Source organism: Sphingobium olei, assembly GCF_042678845.1.
GTDB classification, from domain to species: domain Bacteria; phylum Pseudomonadota; class Alphaproteobacteria; order Sphingomonadales; family Sphingomonadaceae; genus Sphingobium; species Sphingobium olei.
Map to the genome: position 1 here is coordinate 1 of NZ_JBHTLS010000124.1, position 23,392 is coordinate 23,392.

Consider the following 23,392-nt stretch of genomic DNA (forward strand, 5'->3'; position numbering starts at 1 on the left):
CCTCGCAAAGGACTGGGAAGCGACCATCGCCTCTTCAACCGCCTGGGCTATGATCGCTTCTATCCGCATGCTCATCCGCAGAACCGCAAGGTATTGCTACGCCTGAGAAACTTTTGAATCGGGCTCTCACATCAGGAGCAAGGAGCCATTCCCATGACCTTTTCGATCAAGCGCGCCCTTATCGGCCTGTCGCTCGGCGCGATGACGCTGACGGGCGTCGCCGCCACGCCGTCCTTCGCCCAGCCGAACCGGGCGGAGCGCGAGTATCGCAAGGACATGCGCGATGCGCGGAAGGATTATCGGCGCGAGGTGCGCGACGCGCGCAAGGATTATCGTCGCGACGTGCGGGACGACCGCAGGGACGATCGCCGCGCCTGGCGCAACTATGACTGGAACCGGCCCGACCCGCGCTACGGCCGCAGCTATCGCCCGGACCGCTACTATACGGCCGGCGCGCCGATCCGCGTTGATCGCCGCACGCGCATCTATCGCGGCTATGACAACCGCTATTATTGCCGCCGCTCCGACGGCACGACCGGACTGATCGTGGGCGCGGCGCTGGGTGGCCTGCTCGGCAACCAGATCGCGCAGGGCCAGTCCAACCTGCTCGGCACGCTAATCGGCGGCGGCGCGGGCGCGCTGCTGGGGCGTGAGATCGACCGTGGCGGCGTGAGCTGCCGCTAAACCGCGCACCAGGGATGGCGGCTGCCGTCCCATGAGCGGGCGAGTCCTTCGGCGACCAGCATGGCGCCGATCGACTCGCCTCCGCGCGTCACCACCCGCAGCGCGCGGCCGTAGCGATCCACATCGCGGTCGCCCCGCTCGAGCGAAAAGGGGCCGGCATTCATCAGCGCCTGAAGCCGCTGCGTCGCCCGCGCGCCCAGTTCGCCCTCCGCATTGCAGCGGGGTCCATGCGTTTCGGGCGTGTCGATGTCCGCGATGCGATATTTCTCGCCCCGGAACCAGAAGGTGTCGCCGTCCACCACGCAGTCTGTGCCGCCGCCGCTGTGGCAATATCCGAAGTCGGCCGACAGGCGATCCGCCGGCGTCGCTGGGGCAGGGGAGGCGACCGGATGCGGCGCCTGAAACCGCGCCATCCAGTCCGGCCCGTACCAGCCGATCAGCAACCCGGCCCAGAGTATAAGAACCAGCGCGCGCCCACTGATCCTCGCCGCGTTAGCCCGACGCGCCGGCGCGCCCAAGACCTGCTCCACCCCATGTCCCTGCGACCTGCGTGCGCCGTTTCGTCCGTTCCTCGCCATGCCGCCACTGCTAACGGCACGCGCGTGAGCGACAGGTTAAGACCGCTCCACCTTGTCCCCGATCCGGCGGCGATCCGCGCCCCGTCCCGCGCAAACGGCCGGACACGCTGCCGACGCGTCCGGCCGTTTCCCTCCGAAGCGGAGCTTAAAAGCGGGCGATGGCCTCAGCCGATATCGTCCTCATCCTCCATATCCTCGGTCTCGCCCAAAATGTCCTCTTCATCGTCCATCTGCGGCTCGCCGCTATAGGCGTCCATGTCGATCCGGCCGGATCGGTTCATCGCCTCCATCTTCTCCACCAGATCCTCGGTGTCGTCGGGGATGATCTGCGCCGGATTGGGCCGGCCGCCGCGCTCGCTGTCTTCGCTCAGGTCGATCGAGCGGGTGACGGCGTCGTCGGCGACGTCCTGCGCCTGCGCGCCGCTGTCGTCCTGCTCGCTATTCTCCTCCAGTTCGCGGTCGGGAACGGGGCGGTCCATGGCATGTCTCCTTGACGCTGTGGGTTGCGTGATCCCTCAACGGTCCGCCCCCGCCCGCTGTTCCGGGACAAAGCGCTGGACAGGGGCAGGTGCAGGGGGCAAAGGCGCTCCCGATCCTTTCGCACTGCAGCAGGAATCCTCCATGCCCCGCCAGCTCATTTCCTCCGGCTCGCCCTTCGAGGCGCAGGTCGGCTATTCGCGCGCCGTCGTCCAGGGCGACTGGTGCTTCGTCGCCGGCACAACCGGCACCGATCCCGAAACCAAGACGATGCCCGACGATGTCGTCGAACAGGGCCGCAACGCGCTCGCGACCATCGGCCGGGCGCTGGCGGAGGCGGGCTTCTCCTTCGCGGACGTGGTGCGCGTCACCTATTATATCACCGACGCGGCCTATTGGGACGTGATGGGCGATATCGCCGGACCCGTGTTCGGCGACATCCGCCCCGCGGCAAGCTGCGTCATTGCGGGCCTCGTCAAGCCCGAGATGAAGATCGAAATCGAAGTCACCGCCTTCAAAGGGTAACAGGGATCGAGCATCATGATCACCATGTACGGCATCAAGAATTGCGACACGATCAAGAAGGCCCGCAACTGGCTGGACAATGAACGCGTCGCCTACAGCTTCCACGATTACAAGGTCTCGGGCGTGGACAAGGACCGCCTGGAGGAATGGGTGATGGAGCATGGCTGGGAAACCATCCTCAACCGCTCCGGCACCACCTTCAAAGCGCTCGACGCGGGCGACAAGGCGCATATCGACGCGGACAAGGCGATTCTCCTGATGCTCGCCAACCCCTCGATGATCAAGCGCCCCATCCTGGACACGGGCAAGGGCACGATCGTCGGCTTCAAGGCGACGACTTACGAAACCGCGCTGCAGGGCGTGAAGGCGTGATGCCGCGGGGGTGGGCGCGCATCGGGCTTGTGCTGATGCCCAGCCTGCTCCTGCCCTTCCTGCTTCCCCTGTCGGCCGCGCAGGCCGAACCGATTCTGATCGCGCATCGCGGCGACAGCGGCGAGCGGCCGGAACATACGCTTGCCGGCTATGAACGCGCGATCGACGAGGGCGCCGACTATATCGAGCCGGACCTCGTGCTGACCAAGGACGGCGTGCTGGTCGCCCGGCACGAGAACGAGATCAGCGGCACCACCGACGTCGCCAACCATCCCGAGTTCGCCGACCGCAAGACGACCAAGACCATCGACGGCGTGGCCGTCACCGGCTGGTTCACGGAAGACTTCACGCTGGCCGAACTGCGCACGCTGCGGGCGCGCGAACGGCTGCCCCAGCTGCGCCCCGCCAACGTCCGCTTCAACGATCTCTATCTCATCCCCACCTTAGAGGAGATATTGAAGCTGGTCCGCGCCAAGGAGGCGGAGGCCCATCGCCGCATCGGCATCTATCCCGAAACCAAGCATCCCACCTATTTCGCGAAGATCGGCCTGCCGCATCAGGACGCGCTGCTGACGCTGCTATCCAAATATGGTTATCAGACGGCGGCCGACCCGGTCTTCATCCAGTCGTTCGAGGTCGGTAATCTGAAGGCGCTGCGTGCCGCCACCCGCCTGCGCCTCATCCAGTTGGTCGATGCGCAGGGCGGCCCGGCCGACATGCCCGGCACCAGCTATGCCGACATGCTGACGGTGCAGGGCCTGGGCGCCATCGCCGCGTATGCCGACGGTATCGGTCCGTCTGCCGCGATGCTGATAGCGCCGGAAGGGCCGACCGCGCTGGTGGGCCGCGCGCATGATGCCGGGTTGCAGGTCCATGTCTGGACGCTGCGGATGGAAAATCCCTTCTTGCCGCCGCAATATCAGCGCGCCGACGATCCACGGGGAAGGGGCGATTTCGCCGGTTGGGTGCGCGCCATCGCCGCCACCGGCGTGGACGGCATCTTCAGCGACTTTCCGGGCCAGGCGAAGGCGGCGCTCACCCCCGCACCCTAACCGCTTGCCAAAGCGTTCCGGCCAGCGAATAACCGTTTCATGTTGTCCCAGAAGACCCGTTACGCGATCCGCGCCCTGCAACATCTCGCCGACCGCTACCGCCAGGGACCGGTGCCGCTGAACGAGATTGCGACGCGGCAGAACATCCCCGCGAAGTTCCTGACCGTGATCCTGTCCGAACTGTCGCGCGAAGGACTGGTGGCGACACAGCGGGGCCGGGACGGCGGCTATTGGCTGGCGCTGGCGCCGGTGGACATCAGCTATGGCGATATCGTCCGGCTGACGCGAGGATCGCTGGCGCTCACCCCCTGCGCCAGCCGTTTCGCGCATGAAAGCTGCACCAACTGCCTGCCCGAATCCGAATGCAGGCTGCACCGGGTGATGCTGCGCGTCCGCGACGAAACGGCCAAGGTGCTGGACGGCATCAGCCTTGCCGAACCCTTCGCCGCGATGGACGCCGACGCCTGACCCTTGCGCCCGCCGCGCCGCTCCGCCACATGACGGCCATGACCCAGCCGCCGCTCAAAGCCGCCATCGTCCCCGTCACGCCGTTGCAGCAGAACTGCACGCTGTTGTGGTGCACGCAGACGATGCGCGGCGCGTTCGTCGATCCGGGCGGCGACCTGCCCATGCTCAAGCGCGCGGCACAGCAGCATGGCGTCACCATCGAGAAGATCCTGATCACCCATGGCCATATCGACCATTGCGGGCAGGCGGGCATTCTGGCCGAGGATTTGGGTGTGCCGATCGAAGGGCCGCAGGAGGAAGACCGCTTCTGGATCGACAAGCTCGGCAGCGAAGGCCCGAAATATGGCATCGACGGCAAGAGCTTCGAGCCCGACCGCTGGTTGGTCGATGGCGATCAGGTGACCGTCGGCGACCTGACGCTCGACGTCTATCATTGCCCCGGCCACACGCCTGGCCATGTCGTGTTCCATCATGCCCCCAGCAAGCTGGCGATCGTGGGCGACGTGCTGTTCCAGGGATCGATCGGCCGCACCGATTTTCCGCGCGGCAATCACCAGCAGCTGATCGACGCGATCACCGGCAAGCTCTGGCCATTGGGCGGCGACACCGCCTTCGTCCCCGGCCACGGGCCCATGAGCAATTTTGCCCATGAGCGGCGGAGCAATCCCTTCGTTGCCGATTCGGCCCTAGGGCGCTGAATCAGACGTTGGCGGCCATGGCGGGCGGCGCGGGGATTTCCCGCGTCGCGCCATAGGCGATGGTGAGCGCCGTGACGGCAAGCGCGGCCGTTATCGCCCATGTCAGCAGCGCGCCGCTGCCCCGCCACAGCGTCGGCTTGTCGGCATCCATGCCGAAGGCGTGGGCGACCCGCGCCAGGATATAGACCAGCGCCATGATCCACAGCCACAACGAAGCGCCCGCCGCCAGCTCGACCAGGCCGGTAAGGATCAGCACGATCGGCGTATATTCGACGAAATTGGCGTGGGCCCGCATTCGCCGGGCCAGCAGCGCATGACCGGCGTCGCCATGCATCACCTTGTCCTTGATGCGGAACCGGGCGCAGCGAATCGCCAGCCAGAGATTGAGCAGGGCGCAGGCGGCGGCGAAGGTCAGCGTGATCGGCAACAACATGGCAGGACGGTCCCCTGATGGTGGTTGCAGCAGCTTAGGTCCGGCGGCGGGAAGGGCAAGGAAGCACTTGCGCGTCGGCCAAAAACCGCTATAGGCGCAGGGCTTCGCGATCACCCGGGCCGCATGGTCTGCGGCGCCGTTGGCGTCGGCATCCCATGGACACCGGCCAGTCGCACAACCAGATTGATATACGGAACAAGGTGCCGACATGGCTGTCCCCAAGCGCAAGACTTCTCCTTCCCGTCGCGGCATGCGCCGCAGCCACGACGCACTGCGCGTGGAAGCGTTCAACGAATGCTCCAACTGCGGTGAACTGAAGCGTCCGCACAATCTGTGCGACGCCTGCGGTCATTATAACGGCCGCGAAATCGTCGCTGTCGGGGCGTAAGCGCCTTCCTCTACTCCGCAAAGGGGTGATCTAGAGTGTCCAGCCAGCCGCGAATCGCCATAGACGCGATGGGCGGGGACGAAGGCGTGCGCGTGATGATGGCGGGAGCGGCCCTGGCCCGCCGCCGTCATGACGGCCTGCGCTTCACCCTGTTCGGCGATGAGGCGCAGATCAAGGCGGCGCTCGACAATCATCCCAATTTGCGCGCGGCGTCGGACATCGTCCACGCCGAAACGGTGGTCGACGGATCGGAAAAGCCGAGCGTCGCGATCCGCAAGAAGTCCAGCTCCATGAGCATGGCGATCGCCGCCGTGAAATCGGGCGAAGCGGGTGCCGCAGTGTCGGCCGGCAATACCGGCGCGCTGATGGCCATGGCCAAGGTGGCGCTGCGCACCATGAAGGGCGTGGATCGCCCAGCCCTTGCGGCGATGCTGCCGACGCTGGGCGACAATGACGTCATCATGCTGGACCTTGGCGCGAACACCGAGTGCGACGCGCGCAACCTCGTTCAGTTCGCGGTGATGGGCGCGGCCTATGCGCGGGTCGCCTTCGACCTGGACCGACCGCGGGTCCGGCTGCTTAATATCGGCACTGAGGAATTGAAGGGCACGGACGAGATTCGCGACGCCGCCGCCGTGCTGCGCGCCGCCGACAGTCTGTCCCTGCGCTTTGACGGCTTCACCGAAGGCGACAAGATCGGCAAGGGCGATACCGACGTCATCGTGTGCGACGGCTTCTCAGGCAATGTCGCGCTCAAGACCGCAGAGGGCACGGCCCGCTTCGTCACCGATGTGCTGCGCAAGGCCTTCACCAGCTCGCTCCGCTCCAAGATCGGTTTCCTGATCTCCAAGCCCGCCATGCACCTGCTCAAGCATCATCTCGATCCCAACAACCATAATGGCGCGGTCTTCCTGGGTCTGAACGGCGTCGTGGTGAAGAGCCATGGCAGCGCCGACGAGAAGGGCGTGGCCAACGCTGTCCATGTCGCCGCGCGCCTGCTGGAAGAAGACATCACCCGCCGCATCGCCGCCGACATCGCTGATATTCAGTCGCTCTCGGCCGCAGCGTCCAGACTGGAGCAGCCCGCCAAGTGATCCGCCGCTCCATCCTGCTTGGCACCGGCTCCGCCCTGCCGGCCCGCACCGTGAGCAACGCCGAACTGGCGCAGACGGTGGACACCAGCGACGAATGGATCGTCGAACGCACCGGCATCCGTAATCGTCACATCGCCGCCGATGGGGAAACCACGGCGACTCTGGCGGCCGACGCTGCCCGCCAGGCACTCGACGCCGCGGGGGTGAGCGCGCAGGACATCGACCTCATCGTCCTGGCGACGGCCACCCCGGACCAGACCTTCCCCGCCGCGGCGACCAAGGTGCAGGCGATGCTGGGCATCGACGATTGCGTTGCGTTCGACGTAGCCGCCGTCTGCTCGGGTTTCCTTTATGCCGTGACGGTCGCCGACAGCATGATCCGGTCGGGCGCAGCTACCCGTGCGCTGGTGATCGGGTCGGAAACCTTCAGCCGCATCCTGGACTGGGAGGACCGCACCACCTGCGTCCTCTTCGGCGACGGCGCGGGCGCGATCGTGCTGGGGGCGGAGGAAAGCGCGACGGGCGAACGCGGCATCCTCGCGGCGAAGCTGCATGCCGATGGCCGCCACAACCAGCTTCTTTATGTCGACGGTGGCCCGTCAACCACGCAGACGGTCGGCAAGCTGCGGATGAAGGGGCAGGAAGTGTTCCGTCACGCGGTGGTCAACCTCGCCTCCGTGCTGAACGAAGTGATGGCGCTGGCGGGCCTTTCCACCGACGAGATCGACTGGCTGGTGCCGCACCAGGCCAATGCGCGCATTCTCGATGCGACGGCCCGCAAGCTCAAGCTGCCGGCGGAACGGGTGGTGGTGACGGTCGACCGCCATGCCAACACATCCGCGGCGTCGGTGCCGCTGGCGCTGGACGTCGCCATGCGCGACGGACGGATCAAGCAGGGCGATCTGGTGGTGCTGGAAGCGATGGGCGGCGGCTTCACCTGGGGCGCGTGCGTTCTGCGGGTTTAACCTACAGCAAGCTCTTGCCAAAAGGGGAAGAATCAATCACATTTCCCTTGGCTGCTGGGGGGGCGGTCCCTGGTCGAAGAGATGGGGAATGGGATGAGCGGGAATGGCACGCTGACGCGCGCGGATCTGGCGGAGAGCGTCAACCGTCATGTGGGACTGTCGCGGGCGGAAGCCGCGACCCTGGTCGAATCCATCCTTGAACATATGTCCTGCGCGCTGGAGCGCGGCGAGAATGTGAAAATCTCCAGTTTTGGCACCTTCGTCCTGCGCGACAAGACTGAGCGGATGGGCCGCAACCCCAAGACGGGTGTGGAAGTGCCGATCGAGCCGCGCCGGGTGCTGACGTTCCGCGCCAGCCAGACGATGCGCGACCGCGTCTCTTCGGTCTGACGCCAGCAGGCGTTCGCCTCCGTCACAAAATGTTGACCTTCTGCCTTCTATGGGTGCAACATCGCGCCCATGGACAAGGAAGAGGGTGCATTTCTGACCATCAGCGAGCTTGCCGGCGAGCTGGGTCTTCCCCAACATATCCTGCGCTACTGGGAAACGCGCTTTCCTCAACTGCGGCCGCTCCAGCGATCGGGCAACCGCCGCTACTATCGCCCGGCCGACGTCCAACTCGCGCGACGCATACACCAGTTGCTCAATGTCGAGGGATTCACCGTCAAGGGCGCGCAGAAGGCTCTTGCCGACGGCCCCGCTCCTTCCACCCAGCCGTCTTCACCGCCCGTTCTGGATGATGCCGCGCTGTTGAGGGATCTTCAGGCGATACGAGACCGGCTGGCCGCAGCGCTCGGCTGACCTTCGCTCAGCGCTTGGGCGCGCGATAGGGCGTGAAGTCGCCCAGCGCACAGGCTCCGGTCTGGATGCCGCTCTGCAGATTGGCCGTGGTCGCGAAGTCGCCGCGACACATCTGCGAGCTATAGCTGCGGATGATCAGCGTATCGCCCGAAGCCAAGCCGCTACAACTGCCGATCAGGTCGTTCTTGTACACCAGCCTCCGGCTGACCCGGTAGAGCACCACATTATTGCTGATCGCGACCAGACTGGTCTGCGGTTCGCGGTTGATGCATGTCTGCGGTTCGCCGGCCACCTTGCCCGCCAGGGCCTTGTCCAGATCGGCCGTCTGCCGGGGCGTCAGCGGTGTCGGGGTATAGGCCCCGGCGCAGCCTGCCAGTAGAAGCAGCGACGCTGCCATCATGATCGAACGCATCTTCTCTCTCCTACTGTTCGGCCGCCTCGTAAGGACGGACTCGATGGGAACAATCCGTCAGGCCGCATCCTTCGCCGCCCGCCGGGCCGCAAGTTCGGGGACATCCCTGGCGCGCAGGAAGATATTGGTTGCCCGCTCCGCGCCGATGCTGGTCGGCACGGTGGCTTCGCCGCGCGCGCGCATATCCTCGACCTGGGCGACCCGCGCGACCAGCGCCGCATTGTCCGGCTCTACGCCCAGCGCGAAACGGCCGTTGGAGAGCGTATATTCGTGCGCGCAATAGACCGATGTGTCGTCGGGCAACGCATCGAGCCGCCGCATATTGTCGAACATCTGCGCCGCTGTCCCTTCGAACAGCCGGCCGCAGCCCATGGCGAACAGGGTGTCGCCGACGAAGACGATGCGGTCCTGCGGCAGATGATAGGCCACATGACCGGCGGTGTGGCCGGGCAGCGCCATCACCGTGGCTTCATGTGCGCCGATGCGGACGCTGTCGCCTTCATCCACGCGGCGGTCCAGCGTCTCGATCTTGCCCGCCTCGGCCGCCGGACCGGTCACGATGCACCCCGTCGCCGCCTTGATCTCAGCGTTGCCGCCGACATGATCCGGGTGCCAATGGGTGTTCCAGATCTGGCCGATCGCCCATTTGCGCGCTTCTGCGGCAGCCAGCACCGGCTCCGCAACCGCGGGATCGATCACCACCGTCTCACCACTGGCATCGTCATGCATCAGCCAGACATAATTGTCGGTCAGGACGGGGATGCGGATGATCTCCAGCATCGCGTCACCATTTTCCCGTATTGGGCATGGATGCCCAGGGCTCGGCCGGTTCCAGATGCCCGTCCTGCAACAGTTCCACGGAAATATTGTCGGGCGTGCGCACGAAGGCCATATGTCCGTCGCGCGGCGGCCGGTTGATCGTGACGCCCGCGTCCATCAGCTTTTGGCAGGTGTCGTAGATATTCTCGACCCGGTAGGCGAGGTGGCCGAAATTGCGGCCTTCGCCATAGATTTCCGCCGGGCTGCCATCCTCCGCCGGCCAGTTGTAGGTCAGTTCGACCTGCGCCTCCTCGTCACCAGGCGCCGCCAGGAAAACCAGAGTGAAGCGTCCCTGCGCATTGTCGAACCGTTTCACCTCCTTAAGGCCAAGAAGGTCAAAGAAGGCGACGGTCCGATCGATGTCGGTCACGCGGATCATGGTGTGCAGATATTTGGGCAAGTCTCTTCTCCGTTCGTCGCCGTCCAGCAACGGTTCATCTCGGCCATGGCAAGTGCCTTCTACAGATAAGATGGCATGTGGCCGGACGGAAGAGGGACGCGGCGATGGGTTGGGAGATGCGCGATAAAGTTCTTCTGGCAAGCGCCGCCTTGCTTGCCCTTGGCACGGTCGCCGGCGGCTATCTGCTGGGAGATGGGCTGAAGCGGGCCAAGGCTGCCGATCGATCCGTCACCGTCCGTGGCTTGGCGGAAAAGGATGTGACCGCCGATCTTGCGACTTGGTCGATCAGCTATTCCGCCACCGGTTTCGACCTGCCCACCGTGCGGTCCGAAATCGACGCCAACACCCGCGAACTGCGCGCCTATTTCGAAGGCCTGGGCTTCAAGCCCGAAGAGTTGAAGCCTACGGGCGCTGGCGTCAATCAATGGCTCAACAACGGGGTCAGCACCATCACCGTCACGCAACGCATGCTGTTGCGCACGACCGACATTGCCCGCGCGCAGAAGGCCGTGGCGCAGCAGTTCGACCTCGTCCGACGTGGCGTGACGCTGCAGGAAGGATCGGGCATGCGCTACAGCTTCACCAAACTGAACGACATCAAGCCGCAGATGGTGGCCGCCGCCACCCGCGATGCCCGCAATGCGGCCGAACAGTTCGCAAAGGATTCCGGTGCGGGCGTCGGTGGCATCAAGAGCGCCACGCAGGGCTACTTCTCGATCGAAGCCCGCGATGGAGAGGGCGGGGAGGGCGGTAGCGACACGCCATACAAGAAGGTGCGCGTCGTCACCACGGTCGATTTCTACCTGCGCTAGCTCTCGCCTCTAGCGAGCGGGTGCGCCCTGCGGCGGAAGGCGGGACAGATTGTCCGCCGCCGCCTTGCCCGCCGGGCTGTCCGCCGCCAGCCGGACGGCCCGGTTCCAGGCGGACCGGGCGATATCTTCCTGATCGGTCAGCATGGCGATGTTGCCTTCTTCCAGCGCAACGCTCGCGTCATCGGGCGCGAGCTGCACGGCGCGAGCGATATGGGCCTGCGCCAGCTTCATCTCTCCGGTGCGGCGGGCGAGCGTTGCCGACAGCAGCCAGGCGAGCGGATCCTTCGCCGCCTGCACCAGCGCCATGTCGATGGACTCGCGTGCTGCCGCCAGATCGCCCTGCGCCACCAGCGCACGCGCGCGATCCAAGTGGATTTCACCCTTCTCCAGCCCGTCCGGCAGTCCGCGCGCGAGCGCGGCGTCGAAATCACCGCGCGCCTTGGCCGCATTGCCGCTTGCCAGCGCGGCATTGCCCGCCTGTGCCCAGAGGCGAGCGCCCTGCGCGATCTCGCCGCCCCGCTCGGCCTCCTCGGCAGCCTGCTCGAAGGCGACGATCGCCGGCGCCCAGCGCTCCGCGCGCGCATAGGCGAAGCCCATGCAGTGGCGCGCATAGAAGCTGCCCCCCTCGATGCGCCATTTCTCGGCAAAGTCGATGCCCGATTGCGGCGAGGCCATTGCGGCGTCGAGACATTGCTGGAAAGGGACGGCGAACTTTTCCGGCACCGGAATCCGGCCGTCGTCCCGCGCCGCCGCTGAAGGAGCGCTGGCGGCGGCGGTCGCGGACGCTGCGGATGGCGCGGCGGCCCGTTCCTCCTGCTTCTGCTTGCGGCTGCGGTTCATCACCGCTTCGATTTCAGGATCATAAGCCTGTAGCAGGAGGGGCAGGAAGAAGGGCATCAAGGATTTCCCGGCAAGGCTTCGATCGTGCGGATCAGCAGGGCGATGTCGCTTTCGCGCGACAGGCGGTGGTCGCCGTCCTTAACCAGCAGCGTCTGCACGTCGGATGAACGCAGTCGCGCCGCCGTACGCAGCGCGATCTCCCATGGCACGTCGGCGTCCTGCTGCCCGTGGAGCAGCCGGACCGGGCAGTCGATGGCGATCTCGCCGTCCAGCAACCTGAGGCCCTGGCCGGATTTCCAGAAATCCAGCGTCGTCACATAGGGATCATCGCTATAGGCGGACGGTTCCTCGATCCGGCCGGCGGTGTGCAGCAGCGCCTTGTCCGCATCGGTGAAGCCCCATTCGGTGAAATCGGGTGCCGCAGCTATCCCCACCAGGGCACTCACCCGGTCCGGCCGCGCCAGCGCCACGAGCAGGGCGAGCCAGCCGCCCATTGACGATCCGACCAGGACAACCGGCCCTTCCGCAAGAGCGTCGATCAGCAGCAGCACATCGTCCCGCCAGCGCTCCAGCGTTCCATCGACGAACCGGCCCTCGCTCGCGCCGCATCCAGAATAATCGAGACGCAGCATCGCCCGGCCCTGCACGCCGGCCCATGCGTCCAGCGCGGCCGCCTTGCCGCCCTCCATGTCGGACATATAACCGGGCAGGAACATCAGTGTCGGCGTCGCGCCATCGCGATGGCGACAGGCCAGCCGCAGCCCATCCGGCCGGGTGAAGAAGGCAGGGGAGGCTGAGGCCGCGTCGTTCGCCATGGCATATCCTTCTGATCCGCAACGACCGAATCGACCGGACGGCAGCTTTTTGCAAGGGCGGGAAAAAAATGCCGCAGGCGCGTTGACAGGGTTGGAGGCACCAGTTAGAGGCGCGCTCCTACCCCGTGCCCAGATGGCGGAATTGGTAGACGCACCAGCTTCAGGTGCTGGCGATCGCAAGGTCGTGGAGGTTCGAGTCCTCTTCTGGGCACCATTTGTTCTTCCGAGGACATCCGAGAACGTCCAAAAAACGGCAGATTTCCGCCGTTTTTTGTGCTATGACCGTCCGGTCAAATCCGGGCTGTTCCGGCACCAATCGGGAACAAAGTTGGTATTCTTGATGGTATCGGTGGCCCCTGATGGACAGGGACGATACCATCATGGGAAAGCTTTTCGCCACGACCGTCGCCAACGCCAAACCGAGGGAGCGCGACTACAAGCTGTCCGACGGCGAAGGCCTCTACCTTCTCGTCAAGGCTAACGGCCGCAAGCTGTGGCGACTCAATTATCGCCATCTCGACAAGCAGCGGACGCTTTCCTTCGGCGCATGGCCGGAGGTCAGCCTCGTCGATGCGCGCGGGCAGCGCGACGACGCGCGGCGGATGATCGCCGCCGGCCGCGACCCGTCGCATGAAGCCAAGCTCGCCGCGGCACGGGAGAAGCTGTCCGAGGAGAACAGCTTTAAGCTGGTCGCCGAGGAATGGATCGCCAAGAACGAACGCGAGGGGATGGCGGAGGTCACGCTGAGCAAGGTCCGCTGGCTACTTGCCAAGGCCTACCCCAAGCTCGGCAACCGCCCGATCGCGAAGATCACCGCACAGGAAGTGCTCGCCGTGCTCCGTTCGATCGAGGCCACCGGCCGCTACGAAAGCGCGCGCCGGATGCGCAGCGTGCTGAGCCGGATCTTCCGCTACGCGATTGCCACGACGCGGGCCGAGCACGACCCGGCGCGCGACCTTCGCGGCGCGCTTACCGTTCCCAAGGTGAAGCACCTCGCCGCGATCACCACGGAGAAGGGCGCGGGCGAGCTGATGCGGGCGATCGAAGGCTACAGCGGCCACGCGATCACGCTCTATGCGCTCAGGCTCTCCGCCCATCTGTTCGTCAGGCCCGGGGAACTGCGGCAGGCCGAATGGAGCGAGTTCGACTTCGAGCGCGCGGTCTGGGCGATCCCGGCGGAAAAGATGAAGATGCGCCGGCCGCACCGCGTTCCGCTCTCGACCCAGGTCATCGGTCTGTTCGAGGAACTGTACGAACTTACCGGCACCTGGCGCTACTGCTTCCCGTCCTTCCGCTCGCCGCGCCGTCCGATGTCGGAGAACACGGTGAATGCGGCGCTTCGCGTGCTCGGCTTCAAGCACGACGAGATGACCGCGCATGGCTTCCGCGCAATGGCGGCGACACTCCTGAACGAAGCGGGCCTGTTCAACCCGGACGCGATCGAACGCCAGCTCGCGCACATGGAAAACAACGGCGTGCGCCGGGCCTATACCCGCGGCGAATATTGGGATGAGCGGGTGCGGATGATGCAGCACTGGTCCGATCACCTCGACCATCTCCGGGACGGCGCAAAGGTCCTGAAGCCGAACTTCGGCGCGCGGCGCACCTAGCTCGACCCTTCACTCTCCGGGGTAGGTCCACAAGGTCACCTCGGCGATCGATTCCAGGATCGAGCCGGGATCGCTGCCGAGCCGGTCATGTTCGTCGACCTTCCGCTCCGCCCAGGCGAGCCAGTCTGTGGTTTCGATGCCGGCGACCGGTGGCGAACCGGGCGGCACCCACTCCCGCAAGGCCGCGAGGAACGCCCGGGCGAGCTCGGCCTCGCGCCAGGCGGAAGCCAGTTCGAGCAGGCGCCGGAAACGTGCGGCGTCGAGCCTTTGGGCATTCTCGCGCTCGCGCCGTTCGCGGGCAGCGATCTCGCTCCGGCGGCGTTCTTCCTCCCTTTCCCTGCGAAGCTGCTCCAGCGCCGGGAATGCCACCATGATCCCGGCGACGATATCGTCGAGCTGCTGTTCGAGGGTTGCGCGCTTTGAATCTTCCCATTCAGAGCGCGTTCCCCGCGGAAGCCAGGTCTTGATCTCGAAGACCAGCGCGTCGGTTTCGTAGAGTTCATAAACCCACTGCGCGTCCGCTACGCGCCAGCGCAGTTCGTCCGCCGTAGGCTGGCGCTGTCCACGCTTGAGCCGATATCGCAGCTGAAACGTAAGTTGCTCGCCGGCGCGCACCATCAGCAATTCGCGGCGATCGCCCTTTTTGACCTGCACGCCCTGCTTCTCGACCGCCTTGAAGATCGCGTCGGCAAGACGGAGCCGCCTGCGGTCGGCCGGGGTCAGCGGCATCGGCATGACAAGACGCTTCAGACGGGTGTCGTAAACCTTGTCCTTCTTGCGGACCTGCTGTTCGCGAGTGGCAATCCATTCGGCGACCAGCGGGTGTGGACGAACAAGCCGCTCGGCGACCTGCAGCTTCGGCGCAACCGCCGCTGCTCTTGGTGGCGCGATTTCCTTTTTACTGGCGGTTGGTGGCTTTGAAGGAATGGAAACCGTTTCAGACACCCCCGCCGGCGGGGCCAGGAGCGGATGCACCCGCACGGCTTTGCCGAGTTCCAATCGGGTCCAATGGCCCTGATCCGGGCGCGGAACATGATGCGCATCGCAGATCTGGGCGAGGCGCGCGCCCGCAATGCCGAATTGCGCGGCGACCCTTTTGAGCGGCGCAGCCCATACGAGTTCATAGAGTTCGGCGCGTGTGAGGGAAACCTGCGGCAATAGAATCGCACCGATGTCTTGGGGCTACGACGTAGTTGACGACCGAGGAACGAGAGACCCTGGCGAAAAGTAGGAGAGCCGTGGATCGGAAATGCGCAACGTTCGGCCGGGGACCTGCGGTCTACCGATCCAATGTGACATGCGAAATGCGCTCGACCACCTGGCGCGTCACCCGCGACGGCACCGCCAAACCGATACCGACGTTGCCGCCGCCGGGAGCAATGATCGCGCTGTTCACGCCGATCGCCTCACCGCGCATGTTGATGAGAGGGCCGCCGGAATTACCCGGGTTGATCGGCGCGTCGGTCTGAACGTAGCGCGGACCGCCTTCAGACGGCGCGCGCAAGGCGCTGACGATGCCGGCCGTGACGGTCTGGCCCACCTCGAACGGATTGCCGATGGCGACAACATAGTCCCCGACCCGCGTCCGGTCGGAATCGCCGAGCGGAATCTGCTTCAGGCCGCGTGCAGGAATGCGCAGCACGGCGATATCGGTGGCGGGATCGCTGCCGAGGAACTCGGCTTCGACCTGACGATCACCCAGGCCGACGGCTATGGCGCGGGCGTTCTCGACGACATGGTGGTTCGTGACCACCAGTCCGCGTGCCGCATCGACCACGAACCCAGAGCCCGCCGATATCCGCGGCGCCAGAGCCTCATCGGGCACACCGAGGAAGAAGCGATAGTAGGGATCGCGCAGGAGGGGGTTCTGCGCATAGGGCGAGGCCTGCAATACCGCCACGTTGACCACGGCGGGCGCGACCCGCGCAACGAGCGGAGCGACCGTCAGTCGGTTGAGCGGAACCGCATCGGTCGGGGCGGGTGCACTGCCCGCCACCGTGGCCGTTTCGGGCCCGGCCTCGAGCCAGGCTACCGCGGCCCCGCCCGCCAGACCGGAGGCCAGCCCGGTCGCGACCAGCAAGGCCAGCCAGCTGCGCGGCAGGCGCAAACCCGGTGCGCGCGGGCTCACAGGGTGTGGGCTCCTTCCTCCGGCTTCTTCTCCTCCTGGCGGCGCAACCGCAGGCCCAGGCCGATCAGCACGACGCCGGCGATGATCGCATAGCTGGCGATTACCCAGGCGACCGACAGGATCGTGGCAAAGGGTGTGACCGCGAGCGCCACCGGCACCGCCAACCCCAATACGATGGAGAGCGCACCCGACAGGCCGAGCAGCCACTCGCCTTCGATCTGCTTGCGCAGGCGGACCGCTGCGGCGATCTCCAGCACGCCGGCCAGAATGGCCCACGCGCTCAGAATGCCAAGCGTCACCAAGGCATAGCTGACCGTCGCAGCAAAGGGCATCAGCACGAACAGCACCGCAACCGCGAGGCCGACGATGCCGCGCAGGACGAGCGCCCACCAGCGCTCCTCGTTGCGCGTTGCGCCCCTCACGCCGGCGATCGTGGAAAACAGGCCGTCGGCGCCGGCATAGGCGGCGAACACCATGGTGAAGGCAAACAGCGCGCTCACCGGAAACAGGACGGCCACCGCGCCCAGGAGAAGCGCGAGGAAGCCGCGGACGACGAACCATCCCCAGTTGCGGCTGAGCAGCGAAGCGCCGGCGCGGGCTTCGCCGCCCGCACCGGCATGGGTAGCATTGTGCGCGATTGTCGACATGCCGCGGCTCTCCGTTACTCTTCGCGCTGCCCGAACAGGCCCAGCAGCAGCTGGAACAGGTTGATGAGGTTGAGGTAGAGCGACAGCGCGCCCATCACCGCCAGCTTGTCGGCGCGTTCACTGCCCGCATAGGCCAGGTACTCGCTCTTCAGCCGCTGGGTGTCCCATGCGGTGAGGCCGGTGAACACCAGCACGCCGGCGATCGAGAAGACGAGCTGGAGCGTCGAGGACCCGACGACCAGGTTGACGAGGCTGGCGATGACGACGCCGATGAGGCCGACCATCAGGAAGGTCGACCAGCGCGACAGGTCGACATGGGTCGTGTAGCCCCACAGGCTCATGGCTGCGAAGATCGCCCCCGCGCTCGCAAAGGCCAGTGCGATGCTGGTGCCGGTGAAGACGAGGAAGATGCTCGCCATCGACACGCCCATCACCGCCGCGAAGGCGTAGAAGGCCGTCCGGGCCTGTCCGATCGTCATCCGCTCGACCCGGAACGAGAAGAACAGCACGAAAGCCAGCGGCGCGAAGATCGCCACCCATTTGAGCGGCGTGCCGAAGATCGGCTGATAGAGCGCGGGCGTGCTCGCGATCAGCAGCGCGGCGAGCGCCGTGATGCCGAGGCCCAGCGCCATGTTGCGATAGACGCCGAGCATGTGCCGGCGCAGGCCCTCGTCGTACACAGTGGCGCTTGCCGCGCGCGCAGACGAAGGCGGCGGATAAGTAACGGGATCAAATGGTCTGTTCATGCCTCACTCCATTGTTTCCAAGTCGATGAGGCACTCGGGGGCTTCGGCGTGAAGCCTGCGATCCTGCACCGAGCGCGCTCGATGCGGTCCGACATCACGGAGGCTGGAACAGCCGCCGTCAGAGGGGCCCGGTCCGCAGGCCTAATCTTGTTTTCGTCATGGCGATTTCAAGGGGGCTTTCGAAGAGCATTTGGTTTTCGAAAGGTGGATCGGTCGGCGAGCCGGCAACGTGATTTTTTCTCTTGAAACCGGTTTTCGGCTTATTAGCTCTTTGTCGCCGGACGCTGGGAACCGGGTCCGGTTGGACACTGAGAGCGTCGGCTCTCTCCGGCGCGTCTCATGCCCAAATTGCTCAAATGGAGGATTTGGCGATGAGAACCAACTTCGACTTCGCGCCCTACAGGCGCTCCACGGTCGGCTTCGACCGCCTCTTCAACCTGCTTGAGGCAGGCGCGCGCGAGGACGACGGCTATCCGCCCTTCGACATCCTCAAGGACGGCGAGGACAGCTACCGCATCACGCTCGCGGTCGCCGGCTTCCGCCCCGAGGATATCGAGGTGGTGGCGCAGCAGAACCAGCTCACCGTCACCGGCAAGCGCGCCGAGGACGACGGCAAGGGCGAATATCTGCATCGCGGCATCGCCGCGCGCGCGTTCGAGCGGCGCTTCCAGCTCGCCGACTTCATCGAAGCGGGCGACGCCAGCTTCGAGAACGGCCTGCTCAGCATCGCGCTCAAGCGCGTGGTGCCCGAGGCGATGAAGCCGCGCCGGATCGAAATCGGTGGCGGTGCGACCGCCCAGAATCGGATCGGCGCGGCGAAGGACAAGATCAGCGAGGCTGCTTGATCCTGCGCCGCACCGGCCTGCCGGCGCCGCTCCCAAGACCCCCCCGCTAGCGGCGCCGGGCAGGTTCTGCCCTTCTTCAGAGAGAAAGGAGATTGTCATGGCTTTTCGTAATCTCATTCCCTGGAGCCGGCAGGAAAACCGGCTCCCCGTTCCGGTCAGCGCCGAGCGCGACCGCGACGACAACACCCATCCGCTGCTCTCGCTTCACCGCGAGGTGAACCGTCTGTTCGACGATGTCTTCCGCGGCTTCGGCGTGCCGTCGCTCGGCGGCTTCGACCGCGGGCTTTCCTGGCCGAACCTGGAGCTCGCCGAGACCGACAAGGAAATCCGGGTCACAGCCGAACTTCCCGGCCTCGATGAGAAGGATGTCGAGATCACCGTCGAGGAAGGCGTGCTGACGCTGCGCGGCGAGAAGAAGTCCGAGGTCGAGGACAAGGATCGCGGCTATACCGAGCGCAGCTATGGACGCTTCGAGCGGCGCATCGGCCTGCCGAAGGGCGTCGATCGCGACAAGGCGGACGCCAGCTTCAAGAACGGCGTACTGACTGTCACCCTGCCGAAAACGGAGGCGGCGAACGAAAATATTCGCCGCATCCCGGTCAATGGCAAGGCGGCATGACGGGCAGGCCCGGGACCTCGGTCCCGGGCCGAGCCTCCAACCGGTTGGGACTCGGCGCGAGGCCAGGGCGCTCGCCGCCAATGACAATCGCCGGGCGGGTCCGAGCCATGCGAGCGCGTTGCCGCCCGATGCCGTGGCGATCATCGAGTCCGTGCCGGTGGCGGTCAATCAGGCGGGTCGGGCGGGTGCGGGTGCCTGGCGGCTGCGATTCGCAGAACGCTGGCGTCCGCGCGTCGATCCGCTGACCGGATGGACCGGCGGTGGCGATCCGCTCGCACAGATCGAGCTTCGCTTTCCCGACCGTGAAGCGGCCGAGCGCTATTGCCGGCGCGAAGGCGTGCCGTTCGAGCTGCGAGGCTCGCCGGCTTTGCGCAGGCCGGCGCAGCCTTGTTTGACCGGCGAAGCGCCGCCGCGACTGTGCTGCTGGCCCACGGGTCCGCATGCGCGATGCTGCAGCCAATATCCGATCGTTATGGCTCCGCAGCTCGATCACGCCATGCAGCAACCGGCAGTGGCTTCGGCAGGATAAATTTCGAACCGACACATCGACTTGGAAGGACGATCGTCGGGAGCGGCGTGAATGCCGCTCCCGCCACGATGCTCTTCTATGCGGCAATGGGACGTGGTCATGCACGCGCCATCTGGCATGCTCTCCAGCTTCATTACCCTGCTCGTGACGATCGGCCCCATTGAGACGGCCGTGGTTTTCGCGGGTCTCACCTCCGGCATTCACCGCAGCGATCGGATCAGCCTTGCCGCGCGCTCGGTCCTGATAGCCGTCTCGGTCCTGCTGCTGTTCGCGCTTGCCGGCGGCATCGTCCTCTCGCTGCTGCACATCTCGTTGCCCGCGTTCCGCGTAGCGGGCGGCGCGCTTCTGTTCCTTCAGGCCCTGACGCTCACCTTCTCGAGTCCGGGGCTGTCGTCGATCAGCGAGGGTGAGCGCCGCGAGGCCGAACAGCCCGGCGATATCGCAGTGTTCCCCTTGGCATTTCCCTTGATCGCCGGTCCCGGCAGCCTGTCGGCAGCGGTGCTCGTCATGGGCCGCGCGCAAAGCCTGGTCGAAGCCGGCGGCGTGCTGGGCATGATCGTCGTTTGTGCGCTGCTGACCTGGCTGGCGATGCTCGCGGCCGACCGCCTCGTTCGACTGCTCGGCAGCACCGGCGCCGACGTGGTGGGCCGCATTTCCGGTGTGCTGCTCGCCGGCCTGGCCATCCAGTTCATATTCGACGGCCTCGCGGCCGCGCCATTTCTCGCGCGTTGATCGACCTGCGCGCGGCTCGCGGACGCCCGGCGACTAGTGCTGCTGATCCAGCGCATTCAGCACCCTCGTGATGACGCGCGCATTGGGCGCCGTCCTGGGAAGCTCGCGGCGGGCGAAACGGCGCAATCGCGCGACATCGCGTTGGGGCAGACTGAGTTCGATCGGCGTCTCTCCCACCTTTTCGGGCGCAATTCCCTGCGCCTTCTTCCCGCATTCGAGGAAATAGCCGAGCAGCCGCTTCCGATCGGTGAACGTCCAGCCCAGATCCGCAAGTTCTGCAGGCGAGAGCGAAAGCAGCGCCAGGGCGAACTCCATGATGTCATCGAAGGCGAGCACAATGCGGATTCTCCGCCCGCCGCGCGACCGCCAGCGCTGCGCCAGGCTGCGTTTCACGGCAGTGGTGCGATGCCGTCGACCGCGCGCGCCTCCGTCGGGCCGTAGCCCTCCAGCTGAGCGATAAGGCCTCGCAGGGTCATTGCAGTTGCCGCATCGGATCTGGGCCCTTGTCCAGTTCATGCATCGCCGTGAGAATCTCATCAATCGAAACGGCGCGTTTTGCGCCGGGCGGTTTCCGCAAGCCGGGCTGATCTCTCACCGCCGACCGGTCGGATGCCCAGGATGCGAGAATGGCGCGTTTCACCTCCGGCTCCAGACTGGGATGACGCGCAACATCGAAGGGGTGGAGAAAACGGGAAAACGGTTGCGACATATCCTGGCTCCTTTCTCTATCGTCGCTCCTTTCTCGTTTGCGGACAGGGTGCCGCTTGTCAGAATTTTGGTGCGACGGGGAGGCGCGTCAAGACGGGGGCCGGACCCCAGCCCCGCGGCAAGAGGCAGATTTCGCACTCATTCGTGTCCTGTGCCGAATTTTCGTTCCACGCTCGGGATAATCTCGCGCCCTTGGCATGCAGCCTGTTGTCTCCAAACCCCCAAGACCGTCACGTCCACGCTTTTGCATTCGGCGGTTAGCCGCCGGTATCCGGTTCTGAATTCCTAACGGTGCGCGAACGGCTTGCGTATCGTCTTCAGAATATTAATCTGATCGTGCGCCACGAGGGTGGCGCCGAGGCGTGAGAACCTCGCTTGAGAGTAGAGACCCGCAACCCGTTCGGCCGGGTGGCCGACGCGCATGTCCAGGCCGCTTGCGGCTAAAGGCGCCGGCGCATGTCTCAAGCATGTTCTCAACACCCGGCTTTCGCCCCGAGCGCTCACGGTTGTGGGTCAGACGGGCATGGTCGACAGGTTCAGCACTAGCGAGCAGGTTTGCAAGGAAGCGGTCACGTTCGGCCAGGAACGGCGGCGCGGATGATCGGCAGCTTCCTCAAGCCCGCCACCGTTCCCCGACTGTGCGAGGATGATCCGCTGCCGCCGGAGGACCGCGTCGTCCGCGCCTCTCTGGCTTTGGACGATCTCTATCGTGTCCATGGACCGCGGCTGCTGCGCTATTTCTCCCGTCGTGCCGACCGGCAGGATGCCGGCGACCTCGTGCACGAGAGTTTCGTCCGTTTCGCGAACTCCGATGCCTGCCGCGAGCAGACCATCGAATGCCCCGAGGCCTATCTCAACCAGATCGCCACGAACCTGCTGCGCGACCGCGCCAAGTCTGCTGTGCAGCGATCGCTCGCAAGCCATGTCGCGGCGGACGACGTTCCCCTGGCCGGCCCCGATCTGGTCGCGGCCCTCGAAGCGCGGGACAAGCTCAATCGGCTACAGACCGCGTTGATGCGCCTGAAGCCGAAGACCCGCGAGATATTCCTCGCCCACCGCCTCGACGGATTGAGCTACAAGCAGATCGCGGAGCGATCCGGCTTGAGCGTAAAAGGCGTCGAGTGGCACATGACGAAGGCAATTGATCATCTCGATCGAGTCCTGAGGCGCTGATGGAGCAGCGAAGGATGGACCCCGGTGCGCCTGAGGCGGCGCGTGAGCAGGCGATTGCCTGGCTCGCCCGCCTGCGAGCGGGGCCATCCGACCGGGACATCGCGGACTTCGAGACCTGGTACGCCGCCGATCCGCAGCACGCCGATACCTATGACGCGTTGCTCGACAGCTGGGACGACACCGCGCTCGTATCGCGAACGCCCTTCGCACGGCAGCCGCGACTCGCCGCCGGCCCGTCATGGTGGAAGGCCGCCGCCGCTGTGGCCGCGGTATTGCTACTGTTCGTTGCCGGTGGCCTCGTTCTCACCGGCACCGGTCGGCACAACGTGGCATCCCAAACCATGCTGGCGAGCAGGGTCGGCGAGATCCGCACCTTCACCCTCGAGGACGGTTCGCGCGTCACGCTCGATACGAACAGTGTGGTGCAGGTGCGCTTCGATGGAGAACAGCGCCGCCTTCAGCTCGAACGGGGCCGTGCGCGTTTCGAAGTCGCGCATGATACGCGGCGGCCTTTCGTGGTGGTCGCCGGATCGGGCGAAGTGGTGGCGCACGGAACCGTGTTCGACGTCGACCTGCGGCAATCGAAGACCCTGGTGGTGTTGCTGCAGGGCTCGGTCGAGGTTCGCCGGACCGCCGCCGCCGGTATGCCGGCGACGTCGACAATGCTGAGACCGGGCCAGCAGCTCGCTCTCAGCGGAGGTCGGGCCACCGCCGCGCCGATCGCGATCAAGGTCCCAGAAACGCGCTGGCCCTCGGGCATGCTGTCCTTCGATGACGCGCCGCTCGCGGATGTGGTGGCCTCGGCGAACCGGTACAGCCGGACCCAGATTGTGCTTCGTGATCCTGCGAGCGGTGAGCGTCGCTTCACCGGCACCTTCAAGGCCAGGGAACCGGCACAGCTCGCCGAAATGATCGGGTCGATGTTCCATTTGAGCGTCGAGCGCGACGAAGCCGACAACCTGGTTCTCGAGCCGGACAAATAATTTCCCAGGGTAGCGGGGCGCAGTCGCGTCGAAGTCCCC

General features: G+C 65.7%; 34 protein-coding genes, 1 tRNA gene and 1 pseudogene. 22 read left to right on the forward strand and 14 right to left on the reverse strand.

The window, feature by feature from the left end:
* A pseudogene (locus tag ACFQ24_RS10835) lies at nt 1–106 on the forward strand (IS5/IS1182 family transposase); the annotation flags it as partial.
* Nucleotides 107–153: 47 nt separating this feature from the next.
* Nucleotides 154–684, forward strand: a complete 531-nt coding sequence (locus ACFQ24_RS10840; protein WP_380911153.1) for a glycine zipper 2TM domain-containing protein — start codon at nt 154–156, stop codon at nt 682–684.
* Here ACFQ24_RS10840 and ACFQ24_RS10845 read toward each other — a convergent pair.
* Together ACFQ24_RS10845 and ACFQ24_RS10850 are read right to left on the reverse strand one after the other, a co-directional pair.
* Complete coding sequence (locus ACFQ24_RS10845) at nt 681–1,262, reverse strand: thermonuclease family protein (RefSeq protein WP_380911155.1); 582 nt, start codon at nt 1,260–1,262, stop codon at nt 681–683. The two genes, ACFQ24_RS10840 and ACFQ24_RS10845, sit on opposite strands and share 4 nt — an antisense overlap.
* Nucleotides 1,263–1,426: 164 nt before the next feature.
* Complete coding sequence (locus ACFQ24_RS10850) at nt 1,427–1,741, reverse strand: hypothetical protein (protein ID WP_380911157.1); 315 nt, start codon at nt 1,739–1,741, stop codon at nt 1,427–1,429.
* A gap of 142 nt (nt 1,742–1,883) precedes the next feature.
* On the opposite strand from ACFQ24_RS10850, the gene ACFQ24_RS10855 reads away from it, so the two are divergent.
* From ACFQ24_RS10855 to ACFQ24_RS10875, 5 genes are read left to right on the forward strand one after another with little or no spacing between them, the layout of a single operon-like run.
* Nucleotides 1,884–2,264, forward strand: a complete 381-nt coding sequence (locus ACFQ24_RS10855) for a RidA family protein (protein ID WP_380911159.1) — start codon at nt 1,884–1,886, stop codon at nt 2,262–2,264.
* Between the two features lie 15 nt (nt 2,265–2,279).
* Nucleotides 2,280–2,636, forward strand: a complete 357-nt coding sequence (locus ACFQ24_RS10860; RefSeq protein WP_380911161.1) for an ArsC family reductase — start codon at nt 2,280–2,282, stop codon at nt 2,634–2,636.
* A 35-nt stretch (nt 2,637–2,671) separates the two neighbouring features.
* The gene (locus tag ACFQ24_RS10865; RefSeq protein ID WP_380911163.1) at nt 2,672–3,688 is read left to right on the forward strand and encodes a glycerophosphodiester phosphodiesterase; all 1,017 of its coding nucleotides are present in this window, start codon (nt 2,672–2,674) and stop codon (nt 3,686–3,688) included.
* Between the two features lie 39 nt (nt 3,689–3,727).
* A complete protein-coding gene (locus ACFQ24_RS10870; protein WP_380911165.1) occupies nt 3,728–4,156 on the forward strand; it encodes an RrF2 family transcriptional regulator in 429 nt (142 codons plus the stop codon).
* 38 nt (nt 4,157–4,194) lie between these two features.
* Complete coding sequence (locus ACFQ24_RS10875) at nt 4,195–4,854, forward strand: MBL fold metallo-hydrolase (RefSeq protein WP_380911167.1); 660 nt, start codon at nt 4,195–4,197, stop codon at nt 4,852–4,854.
* A gap of 1 nt (nt 4,855) precedes the next feature.
* On the opposite strand, the gene ACFQ24_RS10880 is transcribed toward ACFQ24_RS10875, so the two are convergent.
* Nucleotides 4,856–5,287, reverse strand: coding sequence for an MAPEG family protein (locus ACFQ24_RS10880; protein ID WP_380911169.1), 432 nt, complete (start codon nt 5,285–5,287; stop codon nt 4,856–4,858).
* A gap of 208 nt (nt 5,288–5,495) precedes the next feature.
* Here ACFQ24_RS10880 and rpmF point away from each other — a divergent pair, with 208 nt between their 5' ends.
* The 5 genes from rpmF (at nt 5,496) to ACFQ24_RS10905 (ending at nt 8,535) form a co-directional block, all read left to right on the forward strand.
* Nucleotides 5,496–5,675: a 50S ribosomal protein L32 gene (gene rpmF, locus ACFQ24_RS10885; protein ID WP_373936380.1), complete on the forward strand. Its 180-nt coding sequence runs from the start codon at nt 5,496–5,498 to the stop codon at nt 5,673–5,675.
* Nucleotides 5,676–5,743: 68 nt separating this feature from the next.
* Complete coding sequence (gene plsX, locus ACFQ24_RS10890; RefSeq protein WP_380911234.1) at nt 5,744–6,769, forward strand: phosphate acyltransferase PlsX; 1,026 nt, start codon at nt 5,744–5,746, stop codon at nt 6,767–6,769.
* Entirely contained in the window at nt 6,766–7,734 is a 969-nt protein-coding gene (locus ACFQ24_RS10895; RefSeq protein ID WP_380911171.1) for a beta-ketoacyl-ACP synthase III, read from the forward strand. The genes plsX and ACFQ24_RS10895 overlap by 4 nt, the downstream gene beginning before the upstream one ends.
* Nucleotides 7,735–7,827: 93 nt before the next feature.
* The gene (gene ihfA / locus ACFQ24_RS10900; protein WP_380911173.1) at nt 7,828–8,124 is read left to right on the forward strand and encodes an integration host factor subunit alpha; all 297 of its coding nucleotides are present in this window, start codon (nt 7,828–7,830) and stop codon (nt 8,122–8,124) included.
* Between the two features lie 69 nt (nt 8,125–8,193).
* Complete coding sequence (locus ACFQ24_RS10905; protein ID WP_380911175.1) at nt 8,194–8,535, forward strand: MerR family transcriptional regulator; 342 nt, start codon at nt 8,194–8,196, stop codon at nt 8,533–8,535.
* 7 nt (nt 8,536–8,542) lie between these two features.
* On the opposite strand, the gene ACFQ24_RS10910 is transcribed toward ACFQ24_RS10905, so the two are convergent.
* The 3 genes from ACFQ24_RS10910 to ACFQ24_RS10920 are packed head-to-tail and all read right to left on the reverse strand — an operon-like array spanning nt 8,543 to nt 10,166.
* A complete protein-coding gene (locus ACFQ24_RS10910) occupies nt 8,543–8,947 on the reverse strand; it encodes a hypothetical protein (RefSeq protein WP_380911177.1) in 405 nt (134 codons plus the stop codon).
* A 57-nt stretch (nt 8,948–9,004) separates the two neighbouring features.
* Nucleotides 9,005–9,727: a hydroxyacylglutathione hydrolase gene (gloB, locus tag ACFQ24_RS10915; RefSeq protein ID WP_380911179.1), complete on the reverse strand. Its 723-nt coding sequence runs from the start codon at nt 9,725–9,727 to the stop codon at nt 9,005–9,007.
* A 4-nt stretch (nt 9,728–9,731) separates the two neighbouring features.
* Nucleotides 9,732–10,166 carry a VOC family protein gene (locus ACFQ24_RS10920; protein ID WP_380911181.1) on the reverse strand — a complete coding sequence of 145 codons (435 nt, stop codon included), beginning with the start codon at nt 10,164–10,166 and terminating at the stop codon, nt 9,732–9,734.
* Nucleotides 10,167–10,270: 104 nt separating this feature from the next.
* Between ACFQ24_RS10920 and ACFQ24_RS10925 the strand changes: the two genes are divergently transcribed.
* Entirely contained in the window at nt 10,271–10,978 is a 708-nt protein-coding gene (locus tag ACFQ24_RS10925) for an SIMPL domain-containing protein (RefSeq protein WP_380911183.1), read from the forward strand.
* Between the two features lie 9 nt (nt 10,979–10,987).
* Here the strand turns inward: ACFQ24_RS10925 and ACFQ24_RS10930 are convergent, their stop codons facing one another.
* Together ACFQ24_RS10930 and ACFQ24_RS10935 are read right to left on the reverse strand one after the other, a co-directional pair.
* Nucleotides 10,988–11,875 (reverse strand): tetratricopeptide repeat protein, encoded by an 888-nt coding sequence (locus ACFQ24_RS10930; RefSeq protein ID WP_380911185.1) that lies wholly within the window; start codon nt 11,873–11,875, stop codon nt 10,988–10,990.
* Nucleotides 11,875–12,633 carry an alpha/beta fold hydrolase gene (locus ACFQ24_RS10935; protein ID WP_380911187.1) on the reverse strand — a complete coding sequence of 253 codons (759 nt, stop codon included), beginning with the start codon at nt 12,631–12,633 and terminating at the stop codon, nt 11,875–11,877. Before ACFQ24_RS10935 ends, ACFQ24_RS10930 begins: the two co-directional genes overlap by 1 nt.
* Nucleotides 12,634–12,760: 127 nt before the next feature.
* Between ACFQ24_RS10935 and ACFQ24_RS10940 the strand changes: the two genes are divergently transcribed.
* Nucleotides 12,761–12,847, forward strand: a tRNA-Leu gene (locus tag ACFQ24_RS10940).
* Nucleotides 12,848–13,013: 166 nt separating this feature from the next.
* Entirely contained in the window at nt 13,014–14,243 is a 1,230-nt protein-coding gene (locus ACFQ24_RS10945; protein ID WP_096343049.1) for a tyrosine-type recombinase/integrase, read from the forward strand.
* A 9-nt stretch (nt 14,244–14,252) separates the two neighbouring features.
* On the opposite strand, the gene ACFQ24_RS10950 is transcribed toward ACFQ24_RS10945, so the two are convergent.
* On the reverse strand, nt 14,253–15,242 hold the full coding sequence (locus tag ACFQ24_RS10950; RefSeq protein WP_380911189.1) for a hypothetical protein: 990 nt from the start codon (nt 15,240–15,242) through the stop codon (nt 14,253–14,255).
* Nucleotides 15,243–15,275: 33 nt separating this feature from the next.
* On the opposite strand from ACFQ24_RS10950, the gene ACFQ24_RS10955 reads away from it, so the two are divergent.
* Nucleotides 15,276–15,404 (forward strand): hypothetical protein, encoded by a 129-nt coding sequence (locus ACFQ24_RS10955; protein WP_380911191.1) that lies wholly within the window; start codon nt 15,276–15,278, stop codon nt 15,402–15,404.
* A gap of 118 nt (nt 15,405–15,522) precedes the next feature.
* Here the strand turns inward: ACFQ24_RS10955 and ACFQ24_RS10960 are convergent, their stop codons facing one another.
* The 3 genes from ACFQ24_RS10960 to ACFQ24_RS10970 are packed head-to-tail and all read right to left on the reverse strand — an operon-like array spanning nt 15,523 to nt 17,764.
* Entirely contained in the window at nt 15,523–16,371 is an 849-nt protein-coding gene (locus ACFQ24_RS10960; RefSeq protein ID WP_176484537.1) for a S1C family serine protease, read from the reverse strand.
* Entirely contained in the window at nt 16,368–17,018 is a 651-nt protein-coding gene (locus tag ACFQ24_RS10965) for an HdeD family acid-resistance protein (RefSeq protein ID WP_096341733.1), read from the reverse strand. The genes ACFQ24_RS10960 and ACFQ24_RS10965 overlap by 4 nt, the downstream gene beginning before the upstream one ends.
* 14 nt (nt 17,019–17,032) lie before the next feature.
* Entirely contained in the window at nt 17,033–17,764 is a 732-nt protein-coding gene (locus ACFQ24_RS10970) for a Bax inhibitor-1/YccA family protein (protein ID WP_380911194.1), read from the reverse strand.
* 371 nt (nt 17,765–18,135) lie between these two features.
* Between ACFQ24_RS10970 and ACFQ24_RS10975 the strand changes: the two genes are divergently transcribed.
* The 4 genes from ACFQ24_RS10975 to ACFQ24_RS10990 all read left to right on the forward strand — a co-directional run bounded on the left by ACFQ24_RS10975 (nt 18,136) and on the right by ACFQ24_RS10990 (nt 20,489).
* Nucleotides 18,136–18,609, forward strand: coding sequence for an Hsp20 family protein (locus ACFQ24_RS10975; RefSeq protein WP_096343052.1), 474 nt, complete (start codon nt 18,136–18,138; stop codon nt 18,607–18,609).
* A gap of 97 nt (nt 18,610–18,706) precedes the next feature.
* The gene (locus ACFQ24_RS10980) at nt 18,707–19,228 is read left to right on the forward strand and encodes an Hsp20/alpha crystallin family protein (protein ID WP_096341734.1); all 522 of its coding nucleotides are present in this window, start codon (nt 18,707–18,709) and stop codon (nt 19,226–19,228) included.
* A 118-nt stretch (nt 19,229–19,346) separates the two neighbouring features.
* Nucleotides 19,347–19,757, forward strand: a complete 411-nt coding sequence (locus ACFQ24_RS10985; RefSeq protein WP_245843776.1) for an NADH dehydrogenase ubiquinone Fe-S protein 4 — start codon at nt 19,347–19,349, stop codon at nt 19,755–19,757.
* Nucleotides 19,758–19,835: 78 nt separating this feature from the next.
* The gene (locus tag ACFQ24_RS10990; RefSeq protein ID WP_245843777.1) at nt 19,836–20,489 is read left to right on the forward strand and encodes a MarC family protein; all 654 of its coding nucleotides are present in this window, start codon (nt 19,836–19,838) and stop codon (nt 20,487–20,489) included.
* Nucleotides 20,490–20,522: 33 nt separating this feature from the next.
* On the opposite strand, the gene ACFQ24_RS10995 is transcribed toward ACFQ24_RS10990, so the two are convergent.
* A complete protein-coding gene (locus ACFQ24_RS10995) occupies nt 20,523–20,882 on the reverse strand; it encodes a hypothetical protein (protein WP_096341737.1) in 360 nt (119 codons plus the stop codon).
* 79 nt (nt 20,883–20,961) lie between these two features.
* A complete protein-coding gene (locus tag ACFQ24_RS11000) occupies nt 20,962–21,198 on the reverse strand; it encodes a hypothetical protein (protein ID WP_096341738.1) in 237 nt (78 codons plus the stop codon).
* A 596-nt stretch (nt 21,199–21,794) separates the two neighbouring features.
* Between ACFQ24_RS11000 and ACFQ24_RS11005 the strand changes: the two genes are divergently transcribed.
* Both ACFQ24_RS11005 and ACFQ24_RS11010 read left to right on the forward strand, forming a co-directional pair.
* A complete protein-coding gene (locus ACFQ24_RS11005; protein ID WP_096341739.1) occupies nt 21,795–22,370 on the forward strand; it encodes an RNA polymerase sigma factor in 576 nt (191 codons plus the stop codon).
* Between the two features lie 14 nt (nt 22,371–22,384).
* Nucleotides 22,385–23,353 carry a FecR family protein gene (locus ACFQ24_RS11010; RefSeq protein WP_176484538.1) on the forward strand — a complete coding sequence of 323 codons (969 nt, stop codon included), beginning with the start codon at nt 22,385–22,387 and terminating at the stop codon, nt 23,351–23,353.
* The last annotated feature ends 39 nt before the right edge of the window (nt 23,354–23,392 follow it).

What these genes read in the sequence shown, in the direction of transcription:
- ACFQ24_RS10840 (WP_380911153.1), top strand. Translation starts at nt 154, where the DNA reads ATGACCTTTTCGATCAAGCGCGCCCTTATCGGCCTGTCGCTCGGCGCG.
- ACFQ24_RS10845 (WP_380911155.1), bottom strand. Translation starts at nt 1,262, where the DNA reads ATGGCGAGGAACGGACGAAACGGCGCACGCAGGTCGCAGGGACATGGG.
- ACFQ24_RS10850 (WP_380911157.1), bottom strand. Translation starts at nt 1,741, where the DNA reads ATGGACCGCCCCGTTCCCGACCGCGAACTGGAGGAGAATAGCGAGCAG.
- ACFQ24_RS10855 (WP_380911159.1), top strand. Translation starts at nt 1,884, where the DNA reads ATGCCCCGCCAGCTCATTTCCTCCGGCTCGCCCTTCGAGGCGCAGGTC.
- ACFQ24_RS10860 (WP_380911161.1), top strand. Translation starts at nt 2,280, where the DNA reads ATGATCACCATGTACGGCATCAAGAATTGCGACACGATCAAGAAGGCC.
- ACFQ24_RS10865 (WP_380911163.1), top strand. Translation starts at nt 2,672, where the DNA reads ATGCCCAGCCTGCTCCTGCCCTTCCTGCTTCCCCTGTCGGCCGCGCAG.
- ACFQ24_RS10870 (WP_380911165.1), top strand. Translation starts at nt 3,728, where the DNA reads ATGTTGTCCCAGAAGACCCGTTACGCGATCCGCGCCCTGCAACATCTC.
- ACFQ24_RS10875 (WP_380911167.1), top strand. Translation starts at nt 4,195, where the DNA reads ATGACCCAGCCGCCGCTCAAAGCCGCCATCGTCCCCGTCACGCCGTTG.
- ACFQ24_RS10880 (WP_380911169.1), bottom strand. Translation starts at nt 5,287, where the DNA reads ATGTTGTTGCCGATCACGCTGACCTTCGCCGCCGCCTGCGCCCTGCTC.
- rpmF (WP_373936380.1), top strand. Translation starts at nt 5,496, where the DNA reads ATGGCTGTCCCCAAGCGCAAGACTTCTCCTTCCCGTCGCGGCATGCGC.
- plsX (WP_380911234.1), top strand. Translation starts at nt 5,744, where the DNA reads ATGGGCGGGGACGAAGGCGTGCGCGTGATGATGGCGGGAGCGGCCCTG.
- ihfA (WP_380911173.1), top strand. Translation starts at nt 7,828, where the DNA reads ATGAGCGGGAATGGCACGCTGACGCGCGCGGATCTGGCGGAGAGCGTC.
- ACFQ24_RS10905 (WP_380911175.1), top strand. Translation starts at nt 8,194, where the DNA reads ATGGACAAGGAAGAGGGTGCATTTCTGACCATCAGCGAGCTTGCCGGC.
- ACFQ24_RS10910 (WP_380911177.1), bottom strand. Translation starts at nt 8,947, where the DNA reads ATGCGTTCGATCATGATGGCAGCGTCGCTGCTTCTACTGGCAGGCTGC.
- gloB (WP_380911179.1), bottom strand. Translation starts at nt 9,727, where the DNA reads ATGCTGGAGATCATCCGCATCCCCGTCCTGACCGACAATTATGTCTGG.
- ACFQ24_RS10925 (WP_380911183.1), top strand. Translation starts at nt 10,271, where the DNA reads ATGGGTTGGGAGATGCGCGATAAAGTTCTTCTGGCAAGCGCCGCCTTG.
- ACFQ24_RS10930 (WP_380911185.1), bottom strand. Translation starts at nt 11,875, where the DNA reads ATGCCCTTCTTCCTGCCCCTCCTGCTACAGGCTTATGATCCTGAAATC.
- ACFQ24_RS10935 (WP_380911187.1), bottom strand. Translation starts at nt 12,633, where the DNA reads ATGGCGAACGACGCGGCCTCAGCCTCCCCTGCCTTCTTCACCCGGCCG.
- ACFQ24_RS10945 (WP_096343049.1), top strand. Translation starts at nt 13,014, where the DNA reads ATGGGAAAGCTTTTCGCCACGACCGTCGCCAACGCCAAACCGAGGGAG.
- ACFQ24_RS10955 (WP_380911191.1), top strand. Translation starts at nt 15,276, where the DNA reads ATGATGCGCATCGCAGATCTGGGCGAGGCGCGCGCCCGCAATGCCGAA.
- ACFQ24_RS10965 (WP_096341733.1), bottom strand. Translation starts at nt 17,018, where the DNA reads ATGTCGACAATCGCGCACAATGCTACCCATGCCGGTGCGGGCGGCGAA.
- ACFQ24_RS10970 (WP_380911194.1), bottom strand. Translation starts at nt 17,764, where the DNA reads ATGAACAGACCATTTGATCCCGTTACTTATCCGCCGCCTTCGTCTGCG.
- ACFQ24_RS10975 (WP_096343052.1), top strand. Translation starts at nt 18,136, where the DNA reads ATGAGAACCAACTTCGACTTCGCGCCCTACAGGCGCTCCACGGTCGGC.
- ACFQ24_RS10980 (WP_096341734.1), top strand. Translation starts at nt 18,707, where the DNA reads ATGGCTTTTCGTAATCTCATTCCCTGGAGCCGGCAGGAAAACCGGCTC.
- ACFQ24_RS10990 (WP_245843777.1), top strand. Translation starts at nt 19,836, where the DNA reads ATGCGGCAATGGGACGTGGTCATGCACGCGCCATCTGGCATGCTCTCC.
- ACFQ24_RS11000 (WP_096341738.1), bottom strand. Translation starts at nt 21,198, where the DNA reads ATGTCGCAACCGTTTTCCCGTTTTCTCCACCCCTTCGATGTTGCGCGT.
- ACFQ24_RS11005 (WP_096341739.1), top strand. Translation starts at nt 21,795, where the DNA reads ATGATCGGCAGCTTCCTCAAGCCCGCCACCGTTCCCCGACTGTGCGAG.
- ACFQ24_RS11010 (WP_176484538.1), top strand. Translation starts at nt 22,385, where the DNA reads ATGGACCCCGGTGCGCCTGAGGCGGCGCGTGAGCAGGCGATTGCCTGG.